Here is a 23629-nt window from a genome sequence, read left to right as displayed (position 1 = left end):
TATGTTGGGTAAACAAACCGTAAAAAGTCGAGTTGGTTTCTGGGTAGCAATTTTATTGCTGGTGAGCTTCTGCTTACTACCATTTGCTCAGATTCTGTCGACATCACTTAAGCATCAGTTTGACTGGGGTAACCCGTCTCTGATCCCTCAGGTGGTTAACCTGGAGGCTTATAAAGAACTGCTTGGATTTACTGAAGAGAAGAAGGTAGAAATTCCTGCTGCTATTCAGAAGATTCTGGCCAACCCTAAGATTCCTCAGGCGAAAAAAGACGCTATTGAGGCGAAATACAGTGGCGGTGCCGATGTGTTCCCATTCGGCCGGTATATGCTGAACAGCTTTGCCATATCTGCTGGTGCGGCAATGATTTCGCTTCTGTTCGCAGTAATGGGCGCATACTCAATCAGTCGTCTGAGATTTACCGGTCAGGTAGTGGTACAGCGTTCTGTACTGTTCGTCTACATGGTTGGTGGCGTACTGCTTATGGTACCTCTGTACCAGATGGCGGTGAATGTAGGTCTGGCAACCAGTATGTGGGGTTCAGTATTTAGTCTGTTCGCCATCTATATTGTTCAGACTCTGCCGGTAGCCTTGTACATGTTGGGTAACTACTTCCGTACTATACCGTTTGCTCTGGAAGAAGCGGCTATGATGGATGGCTACTCACGCAGACAAGCGATTATTAAAGTCGTTATTCCGCTGTCACTGCCTATGTTGGCAACGGTATTTATGTACTGCTTTATTATCGGGTGGAACGAATATCTGTTTGCCTCGGTATTCTTAAAACAATTTAAAGAGTTCTACACTTTGCCTCTTGCTCTTCAGGAACTATTTGTATCTAAAAACGCAATATGGGACCGCATTATGGCAGCGTCAATGCTGACTCTGGCTCCGATTATTATTTGTTTCTTATTTGCAATGCGCCATATGGATGGCGGTAAAACTGATGGCGGTGTAAAAGGTTAATTATTATGGCTTCTATTTCTCTTAAAAACATTATCAAGAACTACGGCGAAACTAAGGTCGTAAAAGACATTAGCCTCGAGATCCAAGATGGCGAGTTTGTTGTACTGGTAGGCCCGTCAGGCTGTGGTAAATCAACCACTCTGCGTATGATTGCCGGCCTTGAGCAGCCTACTTCAGGTGATATCACTATTGGTGACAAGGTAGTCACTCATGTAGAACCACAAGATCGTAATATTGCGATGGTTTTCCAGAACTATGCTCTTTACCCGCATAAGACAGTTGAAGAGAACATTGTATTCGCTCTTCGTCGTCTGAAGATGGATGAAGCTGAAATTCAGCACCGTCTGGAAGAAGTGTCTAAGATGCTTAAACTGGATGAGTACCTGAAGCGTAAGCCTGCGGATCTGTCCGGTGGTCAGAGACAGCGTGTTGCAATGGGTCGTGCCATCATTCGTGATGCAGACTGCTTCCTGTTCGATGAGCCTCTTTCTAACCTGGATGCGAAACTACGTAACCACATGCGTACTGAGATCGGTCAGATTCACAACAAGTTCGGCCGTACCAGTGTTTATGTAACGCACGATCAGGTTGAAGCGATGACACTTGCTGACCGCGTTGTAGTAATGCGTGACGGTATTATCGAGCAGGTTGGTACTCCGATGGAAATCTATCTGGATCCTAACAACATTTTCGTTGCTACCTTTATCGGTTCTCCGTCAATGAACATTATCGATGGCGTTCTTTACAACGACTATCTGGATGTTGGCGGCTACCACATTGAAAGAAGCAAGCTGGAAAATGTTCGTCTGAAAGATGAGATTGGTGCAGAAGGTATGAAGGTTAAAGTGGGCATCCGTCCTGACTTCTTTAACGATAAGGCGTACTTCTCTGAAACTGAACGTACTTTCGACTTTAAAGATGTTGAAATCGACCTTGTTGAGCCAATGGGATTTGACAAAGAGGTTCTGTTCAAACTTAGCGACCAGAACGTTAAAGCCAGACTGGACCTTCGTTCTGAAGTAGTGAAGGGCGACAAGATGGAACTCTTGGTGGATCTATCCAGAGTTCTGTTATTCGATGTAAATAGCGAAGAGCGTATCTAAGCTAAAAAGCCCCTTAACTGAAGTTAAGGGGCTTTTTTAATTAACTAATAAAACAGTAATTTTAATAGTAACAGCCTCTACCTTGGAACGGTTGAAGCAGGTATTATAGAGAACGTCAGTTAGCTGTATAAAAGAATGAATTTTAGGAACTCGTCAGTATGTCGATTAAGAAATTAGCTGAATCTTTGGGTTTATCAAAGTCTACCGTATCCCGTGCCCTGAATGGGTACACTGATGTGAATCCGGATACCCGCAGGAAGGTATTTGATGCGGCTAAAGAGATGGGTTATAAGCCTAACGCAACAGCGAAGAGGCTGGCATCTGGCAAGTCACGTAATGTCGGCATTGTTCTTCCTTCTAACTCCAGAATGTTCGTTTCTCCTGCCTTCTCCAAGGTACTGGCCGGTGCGTCTACCTTTCTGGCTAAGCATGAATATCAACTAATGGTAACCACTATTTCTGACTTTCAGGATGAGAAAAAGGTCTATCAGGATTTTATCAGCAGCGGCATGATTGACGGCCTGTTTGTGGTACGTACCAGAGTTAATGATTCGCGTATTGCTATGCTGAGAGAGCAGAACTTCCCCTTTATCTGTCACGGTTTTGATGAAGGCTATGAAGAGGACAGCTTTGTCGATGTAGATAATGCAGAAGTGTTTTATGAGCTAACTAAACGTCAGATTCAAAATGGTCACAGCAGAATAGCCTTTATTGACGGCCCGAGCGAGCTGACCCTCTCTGTTGCCCGTTTCCGCGGTTATCATCAGGCGATGGATGAAGCGGGGCTGGAAATTGATCCCCGCTGGGTAAGAAACGGTGAACTGAGTGAAGACGGCGCTGCCCGCCTTGCCAAAGAGGTACTCTCTCTGGCGAAAAGGCCAACTTCTATTCTTTGTGCTGACGATAATATGGCCATAGGTACTATTGCAGCCTGTGAAGAGCTCGGTTACCAGCCGGGTAAAAATATTTCTATAGCAGGGTATGGTGATTATGAGCAGGGACGTTACAGCAAGCCTTCAGTGACAACGGTACGTTATGACACCTTCAATGTGGGTGAAGAAATGGCCAAACTTATGCTTAATAAGCTGGAGAAGCGTAACTATGAGACTAAAAACTGGTATCCCGGCAAGATTGTTGTCAGAAAGTCAGATTTGATAACGGGCTAGCTAGATTTGCCGTTAGCATGTTTAATGAGACTGCTTCCGGCTTAGCATCATTTTATCTGCATCGGTCAGCATATCTTCAAAGTCCCGGCCGGGTTCGATCTCGACATGGCCGAGAGTCAGGCTGAAATCGACGCACAACTCTTCAGACAGTCTGCACTGACTGACGGTATTTTCAAATGCTTCGATTTCGCTGTGCTCTTTTATGGTCAGCAGTACACCGAACTCATCACCGCCTAACCGGCCGACCACGTCATAGCTTCGTATATTATCTTTTAGTGTTTCAGCCACACTCACCAATACCTTGTCTCCAATATTATGGCCGTGCTTGTCGTTAATGGCTTTAAAGCGGTCGATATCAATATAAAACAGCACCAGACGATCGTTGTTCTTTTTAGCTAGGTTAATGCGCTGATTGGCAATCGAATAAAAGCCTCGACGGTTGTTTACCTTAGTAAGCGGGTCTGTCACGGCCAGTTGTTGTAGCTCACTAAATGCCTCCACTAACTGCAGATCGGATTCCAGAATATCTTTTAGCTGGTGGATAAGCTCCAGATAGGGGCCCTGATAGTCGGTTACTTCGTAATCCATTACACAGAAAGTACCGAATGGTTCTCCGTCAGGCCAGAGAATAGGTACACCAAAGTAAGAGCGAAAGCCGTCGTTATGTACTTCAGGATTGGTATCCCAGCACGGATCCAGCAGTGCGTTGGAAACATAGAGGGGCATCTTGCTCTCTACTATTTTGCGGCAGAAAATATTGACGTCCGGCTCAATGGCAATGCCAGCAGGATAAGGGTTAGAGACCTGTTCGCTGGAGATAGTGACCTGAAAACCTTTAGGTGTGTACTGAACAAGAAAACTGGCCGGAGCGTGATACATACTGGCGAGAAGATTGACGGTTTTTTGCCACTTATTCAGGGAGATAAGTTCATTCGGATGATTAAGCAGAAATTCATCATGTTTGTATTTTTTAATCTCGCTTTTCATAAACCACAACCTGAATGTTACAAAAATGTCAATTAAAGCTATCCTATGCCTTACAAATCTTTGGATCAAGGTATAGATTTGAATAAAAAGGGTAATTGGCTGTTAATTCATCAAAGTATTAATTTATAGACAGAGTAAAAACCGCTTACTTATCGCATTGAACAATGTACAATTGTCGCGCTTTTTCGCGTAATTAGCGGCGGAACAGAGCGTGTAATTGAGGAACTATGATGAAATATTTGGTAACCGGCGCATCGGGTTTTATTGGTGCAAAAACAGTTGAAGAACTTTGCAAGAAAGGCCATCAGGTCATCGGCATAGACAACAACAACAGCTATTACGATGTAAAGCTTAAGTTTGCACGTCTGGAACGTATAAAGCATGAGAACTTTGCTTTCCTTGACATGGATATTTCTGATACAGAGGCGGTGATGGCTCTGTTTGCTGATGAGCAATTTGATCGGGTAATACATCTTGCTGCTCAGGCCGGGGTAAGGTATTCACTGGAAAATCCTCATGCCTACTCTCAGAGTAACCTGACTGGTCACCTGAATATCCTGGAAGGTTGCCGGGCAACGAAAGTAGAGCACCTTGTTTATGCCTCTTCCAGTTCTGTTTATGGCCTGAACGCCAGCACACCGTTTAAAACCTCTGACTCGGTAGATCATCCGGTTTCACTGTACGCAGCAACTAAGAAATCCAACGAGTTGATGTCTCACTCATACTCTCACTTGTATGGTATTCCTACTACCGGCCTGCGTTTCTTTACCGTATATGGCCCGTGGGGGCGTCCTGATATGGCACCGTTTATCTTTACCAAGCGTATCCTTGACGGGGAGACCATAGACATTAATAACAATGGTGATATGTGGCGGGACTTCACCTATGTTGATGATATTGTTGAAGGTGTGGTTCGTATTGCCGATGTGATTCCGCAGCGAAACGATGACTGGACAGTAGAAGAGGGTACACCCGCCAGCAGTTCAGCACCTTATAAGGTTTATAATATCGGCCATGGCAGTCCGATTAATCTGATGGATTTTATCTCTGAAATAGAATCGGCGCTGGGTATTGAAGCGAAGAAAAACTTCCGTGAAATGCAGGCAGGGGATGTTTATAAAACTTTTGCCGATACGGAAGATTTATTTGAAGCTACCGGTTACAAGCCGAAAGTGGATGTGAAGCAGGGCGTGGCTGAGTTTGTTAACTGGTATAAAGCCTTCTATAACAAATAGAAATAACAAGTAACTGTTTGATGCTTTAACCATAAAAAAAGAGTCATTTAAATGACTCTTTTTTTGTACCTGAAAGGTCAACAGATGCTACTGCTGTTTTCCGCGGCTCTCTATTACCTTGTAGCTAAACCATGCACAGACAAAGGAGAAATACCCGGCCCATGCTACATCAGTAAAGTGGTGCCCGCCCGCTGCCACTCTGGCGTAGCTTACAAACAGATACCAGCCGACTATGCCAACAGCCAGCTGTTTTGCCAGACGGAATTTTTTACGTCTGTAAGCTGCAAAGGCCAGCAGTAAAAACGAAAGCGGAACGGCAGCGTGACCAGATGCAAAAGATTTACCATAGTTGCCCCAGTTAGCTTCAAGTACCGCCTGAGGCTGATGTTTACCGCCAAACTCTACCGTCTGAGACGGGCGTGGACGGCCGAAGTTCTCTTTAAATACTGAGTTTACAATCAGGCCAGGGCCAAGAACGATGGAAATAAACAGGGCAACAACCAGACGGTTGTGTTTTCTCAGCGGCTTTTTAATCACTGCTGCAACGGCAAAGCCGAGAAAGAACAGAATACTCACTACCACAGAGACGTTGATCGAGCGGTAGAAAAAGCGCACCAGAAGGTTGTTTTTTAGCGGAAACCCTTCGCCGGCCTGATAAAACCAGCCGCTGATAAGTATATCCAGATTAAACAGGCGGGTAGCCACAGTAATTATTGCAATAATTATTGTGGCAATAATGACCGGCTGCCACTTGGAATCCATAATTTTTGACATAGTGATATTTAGTTCAGTGTATTAAGGGCAACTCTGGCTGCCCTGCATTGTTGGATAAAACAGCCGGAGTCGCTCCGGCTGAACTTATTTATTGTAGCCTTTAAAGCCAGAAACCCGGTAGATATCGTAGTCACTGGTTTTGTTTTTGGACAAGCGTCGGTTAACCGGTGCCAGAAGTTCAACTTCGGTGAAATAACGTTGCACGTTACCTTCGCCCATATCTGTCAGGAACAGGGCGGGGGCGTCTGAACCAAGATAAGGTCTGGTCAGCTCAAAGTGACTTTTTACAATAGTTCTCGGCCACCAAGCAACCAGTCTCTCATTTGGTTTATCAAACACGTAAAACGCTGCTTCTGTAATTGCTGTGCGTCCGTCAACAATCAACTGATCCTGTGGGTATTTATCAGTGAAAACTTTCACCTCTTCTCCCCACTCTTTCCAGCCACGGACTCGTTTAAACGGGTCTTTACCGGCTTCAAGTTCGATACCGGCCGCCTTAATCACAGGATCACCAAGGTGAACCACCAAGCCCAGTATCAGGTTGGTTGCCAGCATAGCAATCAGCCATTTCTTACGAGGCTGAAGGAAATGCGCAATACCGATAATGGCAGCCACATAAGTTGGTGCAGCCCAGTTAGCGTTATACTTCCCCTGTAAAGCCACCAGAGAGATAATCACCAGCATTGGCATGCTGAAGTTGATCAGCAGATTTCTCGGTTTTTCGCCTTTAATCAGCCACCACCACAAAACAATAAAACCAACCGGCCCTAAAATTCCGGCCTGTTCAAAGATAAAGTTCATCATCTTTTTAGGGTAGAGACCTTGTTTATCTACATAGTCAGCCGTGTGGGCAAAGGTCGGGAAATCGTTCAGGTAGTTCCAGTAGAAATTTGGCGCCAGAATCAGCAGAGATATCGCTGCCATCACCCAAAGTCTTGGGTTTTTAAGCTGTCTGGCATGGCCGAAAAACAGCATATAACCCAGAGCTGACAGGGAGAATATTGCCATATTGTACTTAGTCAGCAAGCCAAGGCCGCAGACAACAGCACACATTATCCAGTCAAACCATGAGTTGGTTTCGATACTGCGCAGGAAAAACAGCATGGCGCTACTCCAGAACAGGAACAGCAGTACGTCAGTAGAGGTAATGGTCGAAGAGAGCGCAACCCCGGGCAGGGTGATAAACAGAACTGCAGCCCAGAAACCTACCTTCTCTGAGATTAATTTCTGACCAAGCAGGTAAATAATATAGGAAGTCAGCGGGTAAATGAGGACCGCACCAAGCTTAATGGTAAATACAGAATGGCCAAACAGAGAGGTGACTAAATAGATAAGCACCGCGACCATAGGGGGCTTGGAATAGTATCCCCAATCCAGTTCCAGTGACCACCACCAGTACTGAATTTCATCGACATAAAGATCGAGAGTACTGATAGAAAGGGTATAGCCCCGGAAAATAGATATTAGAAATAGAATAATTAATAAAGGTTTTAACATTGAACCTTTAATATTGTTCTCAGACATTTGGTTAATTGTCATATATTCGTTTCAATCAAAGATCTTTTTGGCAGCATGAAAACAATCATGGCACCAAGTATAGAATTAAATAGTATAAAAAAGTGCGAATTTAACGCCGCTGCGACTATAAGAGCCGAGTTTTCACCGTTAAGTTCCGCACCTGCGGACATAAGTCCGAAAGAGACTGCCGCTTCATAGCTGCCGAAGCCGCCGGGCAATCCGGGAAGCATACCAGAAACTTCACCAAATAGTGCAGCTAATGCGGTCTGCTCAATAATCAGCGGGGTCATACTGGCTAACAAAGCAGCGAACAGCACGATTTTAACCGCCCAGTTCAGCCATGAAAGGGCGGTGATATTAAAAAGCTTACTCCGGCTGGCGGGGATTTTACTGAGTATCTGCCAGAAAAAACGCGCTTTTTTCTTTCTGCGATATTTGTAACTTAAGCCGATTAAACGGCGGCGCAGAACAATGCCTATCTGAGGGATAAAAAACGCTAAAGCAAGCCATGCCAGCACCCAGCCCTGAAGGGCAGAGTAGGCAAAGATGGCAACGGCAATAGAGCCTAATACGTAGGCATCAAACAGCCTAAGCACTAACAAGGCAGGAACTGAATGAGTATACGGGGTTGCGAACGCCCGTTTCATCAGAATAGGGAAGGATATCTCTCCGGCTTTGGCTGGCAGCAGGTTGGCCCAGAAGGTCTGTTTAACCACTATGGGTAACACGACTTTAGTCGGCAGTTTTACTCTGGCGTTATTAAAGTAAATGGATATTCTGTAGCTGCGGACTAAATAGCTAAACCAGTAGAGCAGGGTAAAAGAAATTAATGCCGTCGCCGGGATGGATTTCCAGAATGACAGCAGGGTATTCCAGCCCCAAACATATTGAACTACAACGATTACTGAAAGAAACGTCAACATAGAAATAAGTGTCGAACGGTGTTTCATAACTATGCTTGACATCCGAATTGAGTTATAGTGAAAAACTTAAATAGAATAGCATAAAATAATGGTGAGAGTAGCTATTATGTCGGACAGCCAAGTATCCGAAATGAATGAAAAATATAAAGTAAGTATCGTTGTTCCAATTTATAACGAAGAAGAGAGTGTCACTCCATTAGTCGAAGCGATTGATGAGTCTCTGAAGAGTGCTCCTTTTGAGTGGGAACTTCTGTTAGTGAACGACGGCAGTAGCGACCGCACCTTACATGTGGCAATGGAAGAACAGAAGCGTTTTGGTGCTCATGTAAGAATTATCGCTCTGCAGCGAAACTTTGGTCAGACAGCCGCTATGCAGGCAGGTATAGAACAATCAAACGGTGACTATATTGTTACTCTGGATGGCGACCTGCAGAATGATCCTGCTGATATTCCACATATGGTACAGCGCCTGATTGACCGTGACCTTGATCTTCTGGTTGGCTGGCGTAAAGACCGCAAAGATAACATGCTGATCCGTAAGGTACCGTCAAAAATTGCTAACTGGCTGATTGGTAAAACCACCGGCGTTAAGCTGAATGACTACGGTTGTAGCCTTAAGGTTTATCGTGGCAGTGTGATTCGTAATGTTAAGTTATACGGTGAGATGCACCGTTTCATTCCTGCATGGGTAGCAATTCACGTACCTGTTGAGCGTATTGAAGAAGTAGAAGTGAACCACCATGCCCGTCAGTTTGGTGAGTCTAAATACACTATCTCCCGTGTATACCGGGTTATTCTGGATTTGATCTCCGTTATCTTCTTTATGCGCTTCCGTACTCGTCCGTCCCACTTCTTTGGTCCGATTGGTCTTGGTTGTGGTGCTCTGGGCGGTTTGATGATGCTGATGTTGGCGTTTGATAAGTTTATTATGGGTGAAGCCATTGGCGGACGACCAATGCTGACGGTAAGTGTACTGCTGATTGTAATGGCAATGCAGTTTATTACTACCGGTATTCTGGCTGAAGTAGTAAGCAGAACTTACTATGAGTCTTCAAATCGTTCCACCTATGAGTTTACTGAAATTGCTTACGAAGCTTCTGAAGAAGATTCAGAAAAACAAGCTTAAGAAACCAATTTAGAGTAACAATTTTGAAAGCCTTCATTTATGAAGGCTTTTTTGTGCCTGAAAAACGATGTTTTTTCCGTCAATAACGAATATTTCGTTACATTTGAGACTATCTGTAGAGTGTTTACTTAGTTTTATCTTGTTGAAAGTTAGACAAGTGCAACAGAAAAACAATAATTTCCTGCCTGCAATGAGAAGTATTATCATTAAAAATCAGAAACTTATCTGAACTTCACATTTTTCTAATACAGTTGAGCCAGTGTTTTACTTTTCGATCTAGGCCTCAACATGTTCTTAACAATGAGACTATATTTTGAACAGCAAAACCCTGCGTTTAGTGATGAGAACCGCAAGATAGAACAGGAATGGTGCTTACGTCCGACAAAATAATAATTAGGCGATGCTCCGTTCTGACCCAGAATAAGGTAGAAATTCATGAGCAATTCGTTAAAGGATATGACCCTGCCACCTGATCTTACAATTAAAAAAGGCTCAGGACCTATCCGGACTAAATTCCCAATATATGCCAATACTCTCCCGCCATGTAATCACGCCTGCCCCACCGGCAGTAATATTCAAAAATGGCTTTCACTGGCGCAAGAAGAAAGATATGAAGAAGCGTTTCAGGAGTTAGTATTAAACAACCCTATGCCGGCCATTCACGGTCGTGTCTGCTATCACCCGTGTGAAAATGCCTGTAACCGAACTAATGTTGACCAGCCGGTCAGTATTCATGCCGTTGAGCGTTTTCTTGGTGATTTAGCATTAGAAAAAAACTGGCCAATTCGCTATGAAGCGAAAAAGACAGGTAAAAGAATTCTTATTGTAGGTGCTGGGCCGAGTGGGCTGGCAACGGCTTATCACCTTAAGCGCTTTGGTCACGATGTTGAGATAAGAGAAGCCGGTCCTATGGCTGGGGGCATGATGCACTTTGGTATTCCTGCTTACCGTCTGCCGAGAGAGATCCTTAATCAGGAAGTTGGTCGTATAGAGCAGATGGGCATCAAGATTGTGTTGAACAATATGGTTCAGGATATATTGGCCGAAAAGGTGAAAGGTCAGTTTGATGCCGTATTTCTGGCCATCGGTGCCCATATCGGCAGAGGGTTAGATATCCCTCATGATGATCCAAGTAACGCCATGGATGCGGTGACTTATCTGCGTAAAATTGAGACCGATGAAGCTCCGGATATTGGTAAGCACGTTGTGGTTTATGGCGGAGGAAACTCGGCCATGGATGCCGCGCGAACTGCCAAGCGTAAAGGCGCCGAAGTTACCGTAGTGTATCGTCGTGATCGTGCCAGTATGCCTGCCCATGACTTTGAGTGTGTCGAAGCCATGGAAGAAGGCGTTAACTTTATGTGGCAGAGAACCATTAATAAGATTGATGGCAAGACTTTCACTCTGGAAAAGACCGTACTGGATGAGAGCGGGCGTCCGCAGCAGTCCGGTGAGTTTGAATCTCTGGAGGCGGACTTCCTGATTCTGGCTCTGGGGCAGAATATCGATACCATTATTACCCAGAATATACCGGGGGTAGAGTACAAGTCTGATGGTACAGTCATCGTAAATGATCAGATGATGACCGGTTATCCGGGGCTGTTTGCCGGTGGTGATATGGTACCGAGTGATCGTACCGTTACCATCGCTGTCGGGCACGGTAAGAAAGCGGCCGCGCATATCAATGGTTTCCTCAAAGACCGTCCGTTTACCAAAGTGAGCAAGTCGCCGCTGATTAAGTACGACAAACTGCATCTCTGGTACAAAACTGAAGCTGACCAGCGTGAACAGCCGGCTATTCCTCCACAAATAAGAACCGCTTCATTTGATGAGGTTGTCGGCGGACTGTCGGAACAGGAAGCCCTGTATGAGTCTCAGCGCTGTTATTCTTGTGGTAACTGCTTTGAATGCAACGGCTGCTTAGGCGCCTGCCCTCATGATGCCATTACCGCGAACGGAAAAGGTAAAGGGTATTCAGTGGATTATAACAAGTGTACCGGCTGTGAAGCCTGCTATGCGCAATGTCCCTGCCATGCTATCGAAATGGTAGCGGCGGAAGTGAAATAGGGGGAGATGATGAGTACAGAACATAAAGCAAAAATGTACACTTGTGACGGAAACGAAGCCGCAGCCCATATCGCATTTAAAGTGAGTGAGGTGTGCGCAATTTACCCTATTACGCCCTCTTCGACTATGGCTGAGTTTGCTGACCAGTGGGCCTCTGAAGATAAGACTAATATCTGGGGAAATACCCCTCTGATAGCCGAAATGCAGAGTGAAGGCGGTGCTGCCGGTACGGTTCATGGTGCATTGCAAAGTGGCGCGTTAACCACCACTTTTACAGCCTCACAAGGCTTAATGTTAATGCTGCCAAATATGTACAAGATAGCCGGTGAGCTGACACCGACCGTGTTCCATGTCGCTGCCCGTTCTCTGGCGGCGCAGGGGCTTTCTATCTTTGGTGACCACCAAGATATTATGGCGGCGCGTGGGACGGGGTTTGCCTTACTGGCGGCATCGTCGGTACAGGAAGCTCATGATATGGCGTTAGTGGCGCATAGTGCCACTCTTTCTGCCCGCATTCCGTTTATCCATTTCTTTGATGGTTTCCGAACCTCCCATGAAGTGAATAAGATCAGTCTGATTCCTGACGAAGTTATCCGTGAAATCATTTCTGATGAATTGGTGCGTCAGCACAGGGACAGAGGCTTAAGTCCGGATACACCGTTTATCCGCGGTACAGCGCAAAACCCAGATGTCTATTTTCAGGCGAGGGAAACGGTAAATCCTTACTATGCCAAAACAGCCGATATTGTGCAGGCCAGTATGGATCAACTGGCAGAGCTGACCGGACGTGCTTATAAGATTATTGAATACCATGGTGCTGAAGATGCCACCCATATTGTTATTGCAATGGGGTCAGGCGTGGAGACCATAAAAGAGACGGTAGATTATCTGACAGAGCAAGGTGAGAAGGTCGGTGTGATTCAGGTTCGCCTATATCGTCCGCTGTCGACTAAATATCTGCTGGATGCGATACCCGAGTCAGCAGAGGTGATCACTGTTCTGGATCGTACCAAGGAACCAAGTGCAACTGCTGATCCTCTCTATCAGGATGTGATTACGGCACTTATGGAGCAGCCGGAGCAGTTTGAGCGGATGCCAAAAGTAATTGGTGGTCGCTACGGCTTGTCGAGTAAAGAGTTTACCCCGGCTATGGTGAAAGCCATCTTCGATAATATGAGCTCCGGTAAGCTTAAGAACCACTTTACTGTCGGTATTATCGATGACGTTATGAACTCCCATCTGGAAGTGGATGAAAGCTTTGATATTGAGCCAAACGAAGTGGTCCGTGCCATGTTTTATGGTCTGGGCGCTGATGGTACCGTTGGTGCTAATAAAAACACCATTAAGATAATTGGTGAAGATCCGGATTACTTTGCTCAGGGCTACTTTGTTTATGATTCCAAGAAGTCCGGCTCTCAAACCGAATCACACTTACGTTTCGGCCATCATGAAATTAACAGTCCGTATCTGATTCAGTCGGCCAACTTTATTGCCTGCCACCAGTCTACTTTTGTTGAAAAAACTGACATGCTGGCCAAAGCTACAGAGCACTCTACCTTCCTGCTCAATTCATCCGTGGATAGAGAGAGTATCTGGCAGAGTCTGCCGGCCCGTATGCAGAAGCAGCTAATTGATAACAAGATGAAACTCTATGTTATCGACGCTTATAAGGTGGCCAGGGAAACGGGTATGGGCAGCCGCATTAACACCATAATGCAAACCTGTTTCTTCGCTTTATCCGGTGTACTTGAAAAAGATCTGGCGATTGAAAAAATCAAAAAGGCCATTGAGAAGACTTATTCCCGTAAAGGGCCTGAACTGGTTGAGAAAAACTTCCTCGCCGTAGATAAAACGCTGGAAAATCTGTTTGAAGTAGAGATACCTGAAACGGTGACTGCGGAAGAGAAACCGGTTCAGTATGTATCGGATAGGGCACCTGAGTTTGTTAAAGAGGTGACGGCGCAAATGATGGCGGGTAAAGGGGATCTTATTCCTGTCTCCATGTTGCCCGATGACGGTACTTATCCTTCAGGTACCACTCAGTGGGAAAAACGCAACATTGCCCAGAAGATACCGGTGTGGGACTCGGATATCTGTATTCAGTGTGGTAACTGTAGCATTGTCTGTCCTCATGCTGCGATTCGCGCTAAGTTCTATGATAAATCTCTGTTGGATGACGCTCCTGAAGGATATAAATCGTCGGGTATTACCGCCAGAGGCTTCCCGGATACCCGTTATACCCTTCAGGTTTATGCGGAAGATTGTACCGGCTGCAGCTTATGTGTGGATGCTTGTCCGGCGTTTAGCAGCGAAAACAGTGAGCAGAAAGCGATCAATATGGAGCTCAAAGAGCCTTATATGGAGCAAGAAGTGCAGAATCTGGCTTTCTTCGAATCCATTCCATATAACGAGCGGGCTAAAGTGGACTTCTCTCATGTACGTGGTGTTCAGTATCTTCAGCCACTATTTGAGTTTTCCGGTGCCTGCTCAGGTTGCGGTGAAACACCTTACCTTAAACTGATGTCTCAGCTGTTTGGTGACCGTCTGATGATTGCTAATGCCACGGGTTGTTCATCCATCTACGGTGGTAACCTGCCGACGACGCCTTGGTCTGTCAATGAAGCGGGTCGTGGTCCAGCTTGGGCAAACTCGCTGTTTGAAGATAACGCCGAGTTTGGTTTGGGCTTCCGTTTAGCGGCCGTTAAGCAGCGTGAACTGGCAGAACAGCTTTTACTGGAAAATCGTGACTTACTGGATCCACTATTGGTGGATCAACTGCTGCACGCTAAGCAGAAGACGGAGTCGGATATTCAGGCGCAGATAGGCAGGGTTGATACGCTTAAGGCACAGCTAAGTTCTGTTGAGTCTGAATCGGCACGAAATCTGGTTTCAGTGGCAGAACAGCTGATTCGACGCTCTATCTGGATAGTCGGCGGTGACGGCTGGGCTTATGATATCGGCTCAGGTGGCCTGGACCATGTGCTGGCCAGTGGTGCCGATGTAAACGTGCTGGTTATGGATACCGAGGTGTACTCTAACACCGGCGGGCAGATGTCTAAGTCAACGCCATTGGGCGCTGTCGCTAAGTTTGCTGCTGCGGGTAAGCAGGCAACCAAGAAAGATATCGCCATGCAGGCCATAGCTTACAATAATGTCTATGTTGCCAGAGTGGCACTTGGCGGGGACCCACAGCAGACCTTGCTGGCAATGCGCGAAGCTGAAGCGTATCGCGGTCCGTCCATTATCATCGCTTACAGCCACTGTATTGCGCACGGTATCAAAATGGAAGATGGCCTGAAGCAGCAGCAACTGGCGGTTAAATCCGGCCACTGGCCGCTGTTCCGCTATAATCCGGCACTGCGGGATGTTGATATCAATCCGTTCTCACTGGATACCTTACGTCCTTCCATTCCTCTGGAAGAGTACCGTATGAATGAGGCTCGTTATCAGGTTCTGCAACGCAGTGATCCCGATACTGCAGCAGAGATTCTGCAACAGGCTCAACATGTGGCAGAACGTAAATGGCAGCTGTATGAAGAGCTGGCGACCCGTAAGCAGGGTTCTGTTGCTCCTCATATGGAGCTGGAATCGCATAAGTAGCGGATCTCATTATTAATACAAAAGGACCTTCGGGTCCTTTTCTGTTTTCTAGAGTTATTAATAGGCTTTGCTAAGCTCTAATGGCAGGGTTAATCCGTTTTTGCCATAAATCAGAAGTGTGCAGAGTGACTGCTATGATTCATATTCCTACCGCCTTCGTATTGTTTAGTCTGACCCAGCTGGCCTGTGCACTGGTGTTTGGTTTAGTCTGGTACAGAAATCGTCAGATAGAAGGTTTGGGCGAATGGGCCTGCGGCCGGTTTATACTGTTTGCTGCCTTTCTGCTACTGGCTTTCCGGGAGTCCACTCCTTTGATGTTTTCTGTGTTGTTGGGCAACGGGTTAGCAATAACGGGTTTATATATTGTTTGGCTGGGTAATGCCCGCTTTATGCAACGAAAGTTTGCCAATACTCACTTGACCTTTATGACTTTGCTTGCGGTAACCATGGTGTTGTTTGCCGTTCTGGCTCAGATAGACAACGGTTATCTGCTCAGAGTAGTGATTACTTCCAGCTTGATCGCGTTGTACGCCGCCCTTTCTGTCGTGGTGTTCTTGCCAGCATACAGGAAAGGTGATAAGCCTTTAGTGAAGTTGATGATATGTGCCTATATTCTTTTGATAATAGTTCATCTGCTGAGAGTGTCTTTTTATCTGGTTGGTTTTGGTGGTACGGCGTTGTCCAGCGCAGGAACAGTGACCGCTTATACCATTGTCGGCGACCTTTTTGTTTCATTCTTAATTGTTATGATCAGTCTGGCATTTGTGGTTGAGTTTTTATTGCGTGAACTGCAGCATGCAGCAGAAAGGGATCTTCTTACTGGAGCTTATAACCGCCGGGCATTTTATACCATTGCAGACAATATGTTTGCCCGGGCAAAGCGCGAAAGGGCATCGGTATCGGTACTCTCTATCGATTTAGATTATTTTAAAAAGATAAACGATACCTACGGACATAATGCGGGCGATAAGGTATTAAAAAGTTTTGTTGTTACCTGCCAGCAGCTTTTGCGTACGCCGGATCTGTTTGCAAGATATGGCGGAGAAGAGTTTATCGTCGTTTTATCAGATACACGTGCGCAAAATGCAATAAAAATAGCAGAGCGAATTCGCAGCCGGTTTGAACAGATATCACCAATACGCTCCATCAAGGCGGGGGAAGTGACCTGTAGTATAGGGGTAGCTTCGGTCGAAGAACTTGCTGATGATGATTCCATCAACCAGCTTATTGAGCAATCCGATCAGGCTCTGTACCACGCTAAAATGTCAGGGCGTAACCGGGTTTGTTCACACTAAGGCATGAGTTTTTATCCAATCAAACCAATCTTAATACCAAACATATAAAGGTACTCAGGAAGTACTAATGCATAGGCTGTCGCATAGTAGAGAGCGAAAATAAAGAATCCAGCTTTAATGATGGCGGATAAGTTTGCATTCATATGCTTAATCTCTGTCAGTTTTCCTATTGTGGTTAATGCACTAATTATGCCAGCCTTAAGGTGTTGATTCATCGACAAATGCAAGTGTTTTTGTCATAAAGACAATTGTTGAAAAGACACAATGATGTAAAAATGACATGATTTATGGTTGGGTAACCTATTGGTTTCCGACCTTATAGTATATATGGCTAAGTTGCTAACTTATTGTTGTATAAGAAAATTAAAATACTCAGTTAGAGTTATTCTCATTGGCACACTAACTGCAATATCATTGTCGTTAATATTTTAGGTAAGGTGTTTGTGTGTTAAATATCACGGATAAAAGCAAGGAAGAGAAAATACCGGCGCTATTGCGTCTTGGGTTCAGACCATTTTTTCTGTTTGGTACACTCTATTCCATCGTTAGTGTCGCTATCTGGGTGTATGCCTTTCAGAATGGTCAGCCTGAACAGCTGAACGTTCCGGCTATTTGGTGGCACGTACATGAGATGCTATTTGGCTTTGCAATGGCAATTGTCGCCGGATTTGTGTTAACCGCAGTTCAGACATGGACGGGTGTCAATGGTACTAAAAGTTATCGGTTGGCCTTTATTGTCTCACTCTGGGCGCTACCAAGGGTGTTGTTCTGGTTTGACGTTTCAATCTGGCTTATTGCCGGCATCGAAGCACTGTTTCTTGCTGCTCTTGCTTACGAAGTGGGCTTTAGGGTAGTGAAAGCGAAAGGCTGGAGGAACCTGTTTTTTGTTCCCCTGTTTATTCTTGCTTTGATGGCTAACTTTGCCAGCTATGCAGCCATCGAAGGGCTGGTACCTTTCTCTGCATTGTCAGTCTGGCAGGCGATGATCTGGTGGTTTGTACTGCTGCTCTCTATTATGGGCGGAAGGGTTATCCCTTTCTTTACTGCGCGTAAATTTAACTTTGAGAAAGCTCAACCATTAATGTGGTTAGACGTGGCTGCAAACCTTCCGTTGGGTCTGCTGTTTGTTTTGAGCTTTTTCCCGCAATTTTTTGCTGAGGTATCTCCGGCCGTTATGTTAACGGGTGCTCTGTTCCAGTTTATCCGCATGGCACGCTGGAAACCGTGGCGTACTCTAAGTGAACCTTTAGTCTGGTCACTTCACCTATCCTATTTTTGTATACCGCTTGGACTGATTGCCAGCGGCCTGACAACAGGTTTTGAAAAACACGCTATGATTCATCTTTTTGCCATCGGCGCTCTGGGTGGCTTAATTCTGGCAATGATTGCCAGAGTCACAATGGGGCACACAGGACGGGCAATTTATAAAGGCCCGAGAATGTGGCCGGCATTTCTGGCGGTATTCTTAGCCGCGTTGCTGCGAAGCCTTGGGGTAGGTTTCTCTCCTGTCTATATGATGCTGATTATTAATCTGTCGGCTATATTATGGGCATTTGCCTTTACCATGTTTATTTACTATTTTGCGGTTATGTTGATTAGCCCGAGGGTTGACGGACACCCCGGCTAATAAACCACAATGTAATTTAACAAACCCCTGCATTTTTGATGCGGGGGTTTCTTTTTGTTGCATGGCTAAGTTGAACTGTCTCACAACTAGTACTGTAAAAGTGCTAAAAATCGACAATACTTAAAAAGTCTATGGACGGACGATAGTGAAGAGTCACTACGAAAGGAATTCGATGAGAAGACTTTTATTAAGTTTAACGGGTCTGCTGCTAAGCTTCTTATGCTCAACCATTTCCTATGCGAAGGATAAAATTTATATCACTAACGGAGAGTGGGCTCCCTATATGGGTAAGGGGCTTAAACATGGTGGCTTAGTTTCCCGTATTATTTCTGAAGCCTTTGCGGCTGTAGAGATAGACGTTGTATACGGCTATTTCCCGTGGAAACGTTCCTACCGGTATGCCTCTCTGGGAAAAGGTGAGAATGGTGATCGATGGCATGCCGCGGCTGCCTGGTATTACGCTGAGCATAGAGAGAAGGAGTTTATGTACAGCGATATGGTGTTTGAGGCCAGCGAGGTTCTCTTCTACCTGAAATCTAATCCGGTAAGTTGGAATAAAGATAGCGATCTGGCCGGAAAAAGGATAGGAGGAACGGATTACTCCCCTTATCCCAACCTTGAACCTCTGCATGAGAGTGGGGTGATTAAGATCATTCGCTCAGGAGAAGATGATGTGCAGATGCAGAGACTATTTTTTCGCAAAATTGATGCTGTGGTGGTGATCAAAGAGGTTGGTTTATATTATCTGGCAAAGAACCTTTCAAACCTGCCAAAAGAAGAGATTGAAGATGTGCATTATCTGCAACAGTCTGCCAGTCGCCGGCATCTCTACCTGCTGTTTTCCCACAAGGTGGAAGAGAACAAAATGTTACTAAAAAAGTTTAACCGTGGATTAAGAATGATTCGTCTGAATGGACGGTATACGGAGTTACTTAAAGAGTTTGAAGACGGTGCGTATTGGATTGATTAAAGGTGAGTAGAACAAAGAAGAACCAAAGCCAAATTGTGTGGAGGACAATTGTTGTGGCTGGCTTTGGTTCTGTGTTGATTAGCGAGTTAAAGAATTACGCATTTACTGGTGCTTCTTTAATGCTTTCTTCCTTTTTTGATTCTGAAGCTACCTCTTCATCATCCAGCTTATGCATCTGCTGGATTTCAGTCGCTGTCATATGACCGTAATCTTCACTCATGTACTTAAATGTCTTGAATAGCATGTAGCTAACCAATACACCCAACGGAGCAGCAAAAATCAGGATGGCAGACTGCATAGAGCCTACAGGCGCTTTAACAATGATAAATACGGCTGGGATAGCAATAATTACCAGACACCAGAAGATTTTCAGTAGAGTTGCAGGGTTCTTGTCTTTGTCCAGTACGCGCTGAGTCTGACAAGCTACAGTAAATACAGAGCCATCCAGTGTGGTTACCAGCAGAAGGAAAGTGGATACGATAAATACAATCAGCAGAACAGATGAGAACGGCAGTGTATTCAGTGCTTCAACGATAGACTGGCTAGCCTGACCATCGGATACCATCTGACCAATGTTCACTTTCTTATCAAGCTGTGTCTTCATCATGAATGAACCAACGATGGAGAAAAGGATAGTTGTACCAACAGTACCGCCACCTACCATGCAGGCAATCACTTCACGAAGAGTACGACCTTTAGATACTTTAGTGATGAAGATACACATCAGCGGAATAAAGATCATCCAGTATGCCCAGAAGTAAGCTGTCCAGTTCTGCGGGAACTTGTCCTGAGTGATGGCATCAGTATACAAACTCATGTGAATGAAGTTAGATGCCCACAGGCTTAGTGATGTACTTGTATTCTCAAGAATAAATAGTGTAGGTCCGAAGATCAGAATGTAGATTACCAGCGCAATCAGGAAGTAAGTACCTGAGCTTGAGATATTCTTCATGCCTTTTTCGATACCGACAAACGAACTTACGATAAGCAGTGTTGCTACAATACCTAGCATGCCTAACTTAAGTGCAAGGGTATCTTGCAGACCGGTAAGCTGAGCGAATGCAGCCGAAACAATTGGCACACCCAGAGCAAGTACGATAATCAAACCAAATACCAGAGCAATTGGGTAGGTGATATCAATAACACGGGCTACCACTTTACCAACAGCTTGGTTTTTAATCATGCTTTGTACGATTTCACTGATCTTCAGAGAAGGGTTCTTACGTACATAGTATGAGTACATGATAGGCACTGCACTGATAGCATAAAGAGCCCATGCAGTAATGCCCCAGTGATGCAGAGAGTAAGTAACAGCCCACTCATGAGCGGCTACAGAGCCTGCTTCAATGGCAAAAGGTGGTGTTTTAATGTAGTAAGACCACTCAAGGAATGCCCAGTAAACGGTACCTGAACCCACACCGGCGAGTGCCATCATAGTGATGTATGCAAAATTGGTGTACTCTGGCTTTCCCTCGCCCATACGGATGTTACCGTACTTGCTGACCATAAGATAAACAGAAACGATTACCATGGCAAAACCAAACCATAGGATTGGTGTTCCCAGGTTGTAAGCGATCATGGTGAAGATATCACCGGCAATGCCAATGGCACGCTCAGTGTCGGTTAAGAAGAATACAGAGAGCGCACTGATAATGATCAGAGAGATCAGTATTGTAGTACGGTCAAAGTTACTTGATTTGCTATTTTCCATAAAGGACTCCTTGATATTCCCGCCTATAGGGCTGGCGGGAATAGCAATTTCACGTCAATAATAATTAGTTATTCAAAAACATAATGAGCAATAGATGCTTCTTTAACTGCTTCCCAGTCCATCTCTACACCCAGACCGTTACCTTCAGGGGCATGTACATAGCCCTCTTTATCTGTACGGATTTGAGTCTTAGAAGCTAATTCAAAGCTTTCATATGGGTAGAACTGTTCAAAGTATTTGCAGTTGTGGTGTGCAAGGGCAACATGCAAGTTGGCAGCCTGAGTAATGGTGTAACCCATACTCTGGATCTCCAGTGTTTTAGAGTGGCCTTCCGCTATCGCAAAGCATTTATTTAGTTGGGTAATACCACCACAAACCGTGGCATCCTGACGAACATCTGACCAGAAACCGTTGCCAAGTGCGTAAGTCACTTCCTGCAGAGTCAGCAGGCAGTTACCATGGCTTGAGATTTCAAGGTCGGTTTTATCAACTAGACGCTGGTAAGTTTTATAGTCATAGTCTGAAACCGGAGCTTCCAGCCATTCCCAGTCGTAACTTTCCATTAGTTTTGCCATCTTCATTGCTTCAGAGGCGTTATAGAAAGTGGCTGTGTCCAGCATAAAGCGGATACCGGTATCACCGTAACGTTCCTGAATGGCGTTAACCAGTTTTACATCTTTCTCGTATACGCAGTAGCAGTGCAGTTTGATAGCCGTAAAGCCTTGTTCAATACAGTCGTCCACATACGGGAAGTACTCTTCTACTGTGTCAAACATAGGGGTAGAGGCATAAGAAAGCATCTTATGGCGTGCACCGCCAAGTAGCATGTAAAGAGGCATATTGGCTTTTTTGGCCTTGATATCCCATGCCGCGATATCGATAGGGGATTTAGCCGGCAGGCCGCCCCATGAGCAACGTGCGCCCAGCCATGCACTCAGCTCTTCGGTCATAAGAGGGTTTTTACCGATTAAGCCGGGAACAATGGTCTTCATCGCTTCGATAATGCACTTATCAAAATCGTTCTCTGTATAGCTGATGGTTGCGCCAACACCTTCAGTACCATCTTCAGTAATGATACGAACGATATTGTTGGTATACAGAAGAGGCTCCTGATTGTCCGCCCATGGAATTGGCGGTGCGTCACGGTCTGCTACTGCATAAAGCTCAACACGTTTAATTGCTGTACCTTTCATTTTATCTCCTTACAACGCACTGCCGTTATCTATCATAATAGTGCGAATTTCTTCGCCCCGTAGATCGCGGATGCGTCTATTTTCATCAATTGCTTTGACAACAGCGATACCCGCTGCCATACCATATTCAAAGCACTGCGCTGTTACACGGGCAGAAGCCAATGCTTCATGTTCTGCACTTAAACAGCGTCCTGCTACAATGATGTTCTCGCCAACCACAGGAACTAGTGTGTTGAAGGGAACATCGTAGTAATCATCAATAAGCCAATGAAGTTTTGGCTTGTCACCTGAGTGAAGTTCAATCGGCCACGGAGTGCGGCAGATGCTGTCTTGGCGTTTATTGCAGTTAACAACATCGTCATTGGTCAGGGTTTCTACGCCGACAATAGAGCGTGTCTGACGAATACCCACTTCAACACCGGTATCCACCACGTAGGCATCTTCACAGCCCGGAACATAGTTGTTCAGAAAGCGGGTGTAATCGCGCACCTGACGGCGGCCCCATACTTCAGCTTCAGTAAAATCTTTTGGATCAATCACGTTCAGCATGCGACCATCCTGACCAGCCAGACGCGTAGCATTCACCATCAGCTCATTTGGACGTGTGGTCGGGAAAATCCAGATCTTATGGCGTGGCAGTGAGTAGTCGCCTGTGGCGTTTGCGGCGTGAATATTTTCGGTTACTTTTGGCGGACAAATGGTGTCATTGCCGTAGTAGTCCAGATACTTACCCACATCAACACCGCCAATGCGGAAGAACATGGTCGGGTTCTGGATTTTGCCGTTGTCACCAAAGTAGTAATCCATACCGGCGCGGGCGATTAGGGCGGCATCCCCGGAGGCATCAACGATCATTTTCGCCATAATGACGCTTTGCCCTGCGTTGGACTCAATAACAACACCTTTGAAGGCATCTTTTTCCATGATCACGCCGGTAACAGCTGTGTGGAAAAGTGTTGTCACACCTGCTTGTTCCAGAAGATCATCTGCCACTTCACGCCAGATAAGAGGATCGTGAGTGACGGTAAAGGTTTTGCCGTAACGCTGTGGTTCAGTAACACCCCCTCTGGCCTTTAGCTCTTTGCGGAATTTTTCTGTGAAACCAAACACAACCTGTTCAGGTTGAGCTTCAGGATCATCGCTGGCCATAAACATTCCACAAATAGTGCCTGACAGGCCTGCTACAGCCGCACCACCACAAAAGCCATATTTCTCAATAAGCCATGTGGATTTACCCATGCGTCCTGCAGTTTCCGCTGCTGCAACACCTGCAGCGCCGCCACCAATGACTAGCACATCGACGGAAGCCAGAATCGGTAGATCCGGCACTTGTTCAAAACGGCGAACAATTTTCCAATCTTTCATGATTA

18 protein-coding genes are annotated in these 23629 nt (G+C 45.5%); 10 read left to right on the top strand and 8 right to left on the bottom strand.

Annotation, left to right across the window (positions count from 1 at the left end; all coding sequences use genetic code 11):
* Position 1 precedes the first annotated feature (1 nt).
* The 3 genes from PK654_RS09925 (at position 2) to PK654_RS09915 (ending at position 3233) form a co-directional block, all read left to right on the top strand.
* Positions 2-964 (top strand): carbohydrate ABC transporter permease, encoded by a 963-nt coding sequence (locus PK654_RS09925; RefSeq protein ID WP_271695625.1) that lies wholly within the window; start codon positions 2-4, stop codon positions 962-964.
* A 5-nt stretch (positions 965-969) separates the two neighbouring features.
* A complete protein-coding gene (locus PK654_RS09920; protein WP_271695624.1) occupies positions 970-2067 on the top strand; it encodes an ABC transporter ATP-binding protein in 1098 nt (365 codons plus the stop codon).
* A 158-nt stretch (positions 2068-2225) separates the two neighbouring features.
* Positions 2226-3233 carry a LacI family DNA-binding transcriptional regulator gene (locus tag PK654_RS09915; RefSeq protein WP_271695623.1) on the top strand — a complete coding sequence of 336 codons (1008 nt, stop codon included), beginning with the start codon at positions 2226-2228 and terminating at the stop codon, positions 3231-3233.
* A gap of 21 nt (positions 3234-3254) precedes the next feature.
* On the opposite strand, the gene PK654_RS09910 is transcribed toward PK654_RS09915, so the two are convergent.
* The gene (locus PK654_RS09910; protein ID WP_271695622.1) at positions 3255-4220 is read right to left on the bottom strand and encodes a sensor domain-containing diguanylate cyclase; all 966 of its coding nucleotides are present in this window, start codon (positions 4218-4220) and stop codon (positions 3255-3257) included.
* A 230-nt stretch (positions 4221-4450) separates the two neighbouring features.
* Here PK654_RS09910 and PK654_RS09905 point away from each other — a divergent pair, with 230 nt between their 5' ends.
* Positions 4451-5455 carry an NAD-dependent epimerase gene (locus tag PK654_RS09905; protein WP_271698854.1) on the top strand — a complete coding sequence of 335 codons (1005 nt, stop codon included), beginning with the start codon at positions 4451-4453 and terminating at the stop codon, positions 5453-5455.
* 87 nt (positions 5456-5542) lie between these two features.
* Here PK654_RS09905 and PK654_RS09900 read toward each other — a convergent pair whose 3' ends face one another.
* The 3 genes from PK654_RS09900 to PK654_RS09890 all read right to left on the bottom strand — a co-directional run bounded on the left by PK654_RS09900 (position 5543) and on the right by PK654_RS09890 (position 8697).
* Entirely contained in the window at positions 5543-6229 is a 687-nt protein-coding gene (locus tag PK654_RS09900) for a phosphatase PAP2 family protein (RefSeq protein ID WP_271695621.1), read from the bottom strand.
* Between the two features lie 84 nt (positions 6230-6313).
* Positions 6314-7768, bottom strand: coding sequence for an ArnT family glycosyltransferase (locus PK654_RS09895; RefSeq protein ID WP_271695620.1), 1455 nt, complete (start codon positions 7766-7768; stop codon positions 6314-6316).
* Complete coding sequence (locus PK654_RS09890; protein ID WP_271695619.1) at positions 7765-8697, bottom strand: lysylphosphatidylglycerol synthase domain-containing protein; 933 nt, start codon at positions 8695-8697, stop codon at positions 7765-7767. The genes PK654_RS09895 and PK654_RS09890 overlap by 4 nt, the downstream gene beginning before the upstream one ends.
* Before the next feature lie 79 nt (positions 8698-8776).
* Between PK654_RS09890 and PK654_RS09885 the strand changes: the two genes are divergently transcribed.
* The 4 genes from PK654_RS09885 to PK654_RS09870 all read left to right on the top strand — a co-directional run bounded on the left by PK654_RS09885 (position 8777) and on the right by PK654_RS09870 (position 16758).
* Positions 8777-9796, top strand: coding sequence for a glycosyltransferase family 2 protein (locus PK654_RS09885; protein WP_271695618.1), 1020 nt, complete (start codon positions 8777-8779; stop codon positions 9794-9796).
* Positions 9797-10231: 435 nt separating this feature from the next.
* Positions 10232-11863 carry an NAD(P)-binding protein gene (locus tag PK654_RS09880; protein ID WP_271695617.1) on the top strand — a complete coding sequence of 544 codons (1632 nt, stop codon included), beginning with the start codon at positions 10232-10234 and terminating at the stop codon, positions 11861-11863.
* Positions 11864-11872: 9 nt separating this feature from the next.
* Positions 11873-15463 (top strand): pyruvate:ferredoxin (flavodoxin) oxidoreductase, encoded by a 3591-nt coding sequence (nifJ, locus tag PK654_RS09875; protein ID WP_271695616.1) that lies wholly within the window; start codon positions 11873-11875, stop codon positions 15461-15463.
* A gap of 134 nt (positions 15464-15597) precedes the next feature.
* Positions 15598-16758 (top strand): GGDEF domain-containing protein, encoded by a 1161-nt coding sequence (locus tag PK654_RS09870; RefSeq protein WP_271695615.1) that lies wholly within the window; start codon positions 15598-15600, stop codon positions 16756-16758.
* An 11-nt stretch (positions 16759-16769) separates the two neighbouring features.
* On the opposite strand, the gene PK654_RS09865 is transcribed toward PK654_RS09870, so the two are convergent.
* Positions 16770-16979 carry a hypothetical protein gene (locus PK654_RS09865; RefSeq protein WP_271695614.1) on the bottom strand — a complete coding sequence of 70 codons (210 nt, stop codon included), beginning with the start codon at positions 16977-16979 and terminating at the stop codon, positions 16770-16772.
* Between the two features lie 224 nt (positions 16980-17203).
* Between PK654_RS09865 and PK654_RS09860 the strand changes: the two genes are divergently transcribed.
* Positions 17204-18385: an NnrS family protein gene (locus PK654_RS09860; protein WP_271695613.1), complete on the top strand. Its 1182-nt coding sequence runs from the start codon at positions 17204-17206 to the stop codon at positions 18383-18385.
* A 172-nt stretch (positions 18386-18557) separates the two neighbouring features.
* Complete coding sequence (locus tag PK654_RS09855) at positions 18558-19355, top strand: substrate-binding periplasmic protein (protein WP_271695612.1); 798 nt, start codon at positions 18558-18560, stop codon at positions 19353-19355.
* A 94-nt stretch (positions 19356-19449) separates the two neighbouring features.
* Here the strand turns inward: PK654_RS09855 and PK654_RS09850 are convergent, their stop codons facing one another.
* The 3 genes from PK654_RS09850 to PK654_RS09840 all read right to left on the bottom strand — a co-directional run bounded on the left by PK654_RS09850 (position 19450) and on the right by PK654_RS09840 (position 23624).
* Complete coding sequence (locus PK654_RS09850; protein WP_271695611.1) at positions 19450-21066, bottom strand: BCCT family transporter; 1617 nt, start codon at positions 21064-21066, stop codon at positions 19450-19452.
* A 68-nt stretch (positions 21067-21134) separates the two neighbouring features.
* Entirely contained in the window at positions 21135-22259 is a 1125-nt protein-coding gene (locus tag PK654_RS09845) for a mandelate racemase/muconate lactonizing enzyme family protein (protein ID WP_271695610.1), read from the bottom strand.
* Between the two features lie 9 nt (positions 22260-22268).
* A complete protein-coding gene (locus PK654_RS09840) occupies positions 22269-23624 on the bottom strand; it encodes an FAD-dependent oxidoreductase (protein ID WP_271695609.1) in 1356 nt (451 codons plus the stop codon).
* Positions 23625-23629 lie beyond the last annotated feature (5 nt).

It is taken from the genome of Vibrio sp. SCSIO 43137, assembly GCF_028201475.1.
Classification (GTDB): domain Bacteria; phylum Pseudomonadota; class Gammaproteobacteria; order Enterobacterales; family Vibrionaceae; genus Vibrio.
The sequence above is the reverse complement of the archived record's forward strand: the minus strand, read 5'-3'. Positions and strand labels throughout refer to the sequence as shown.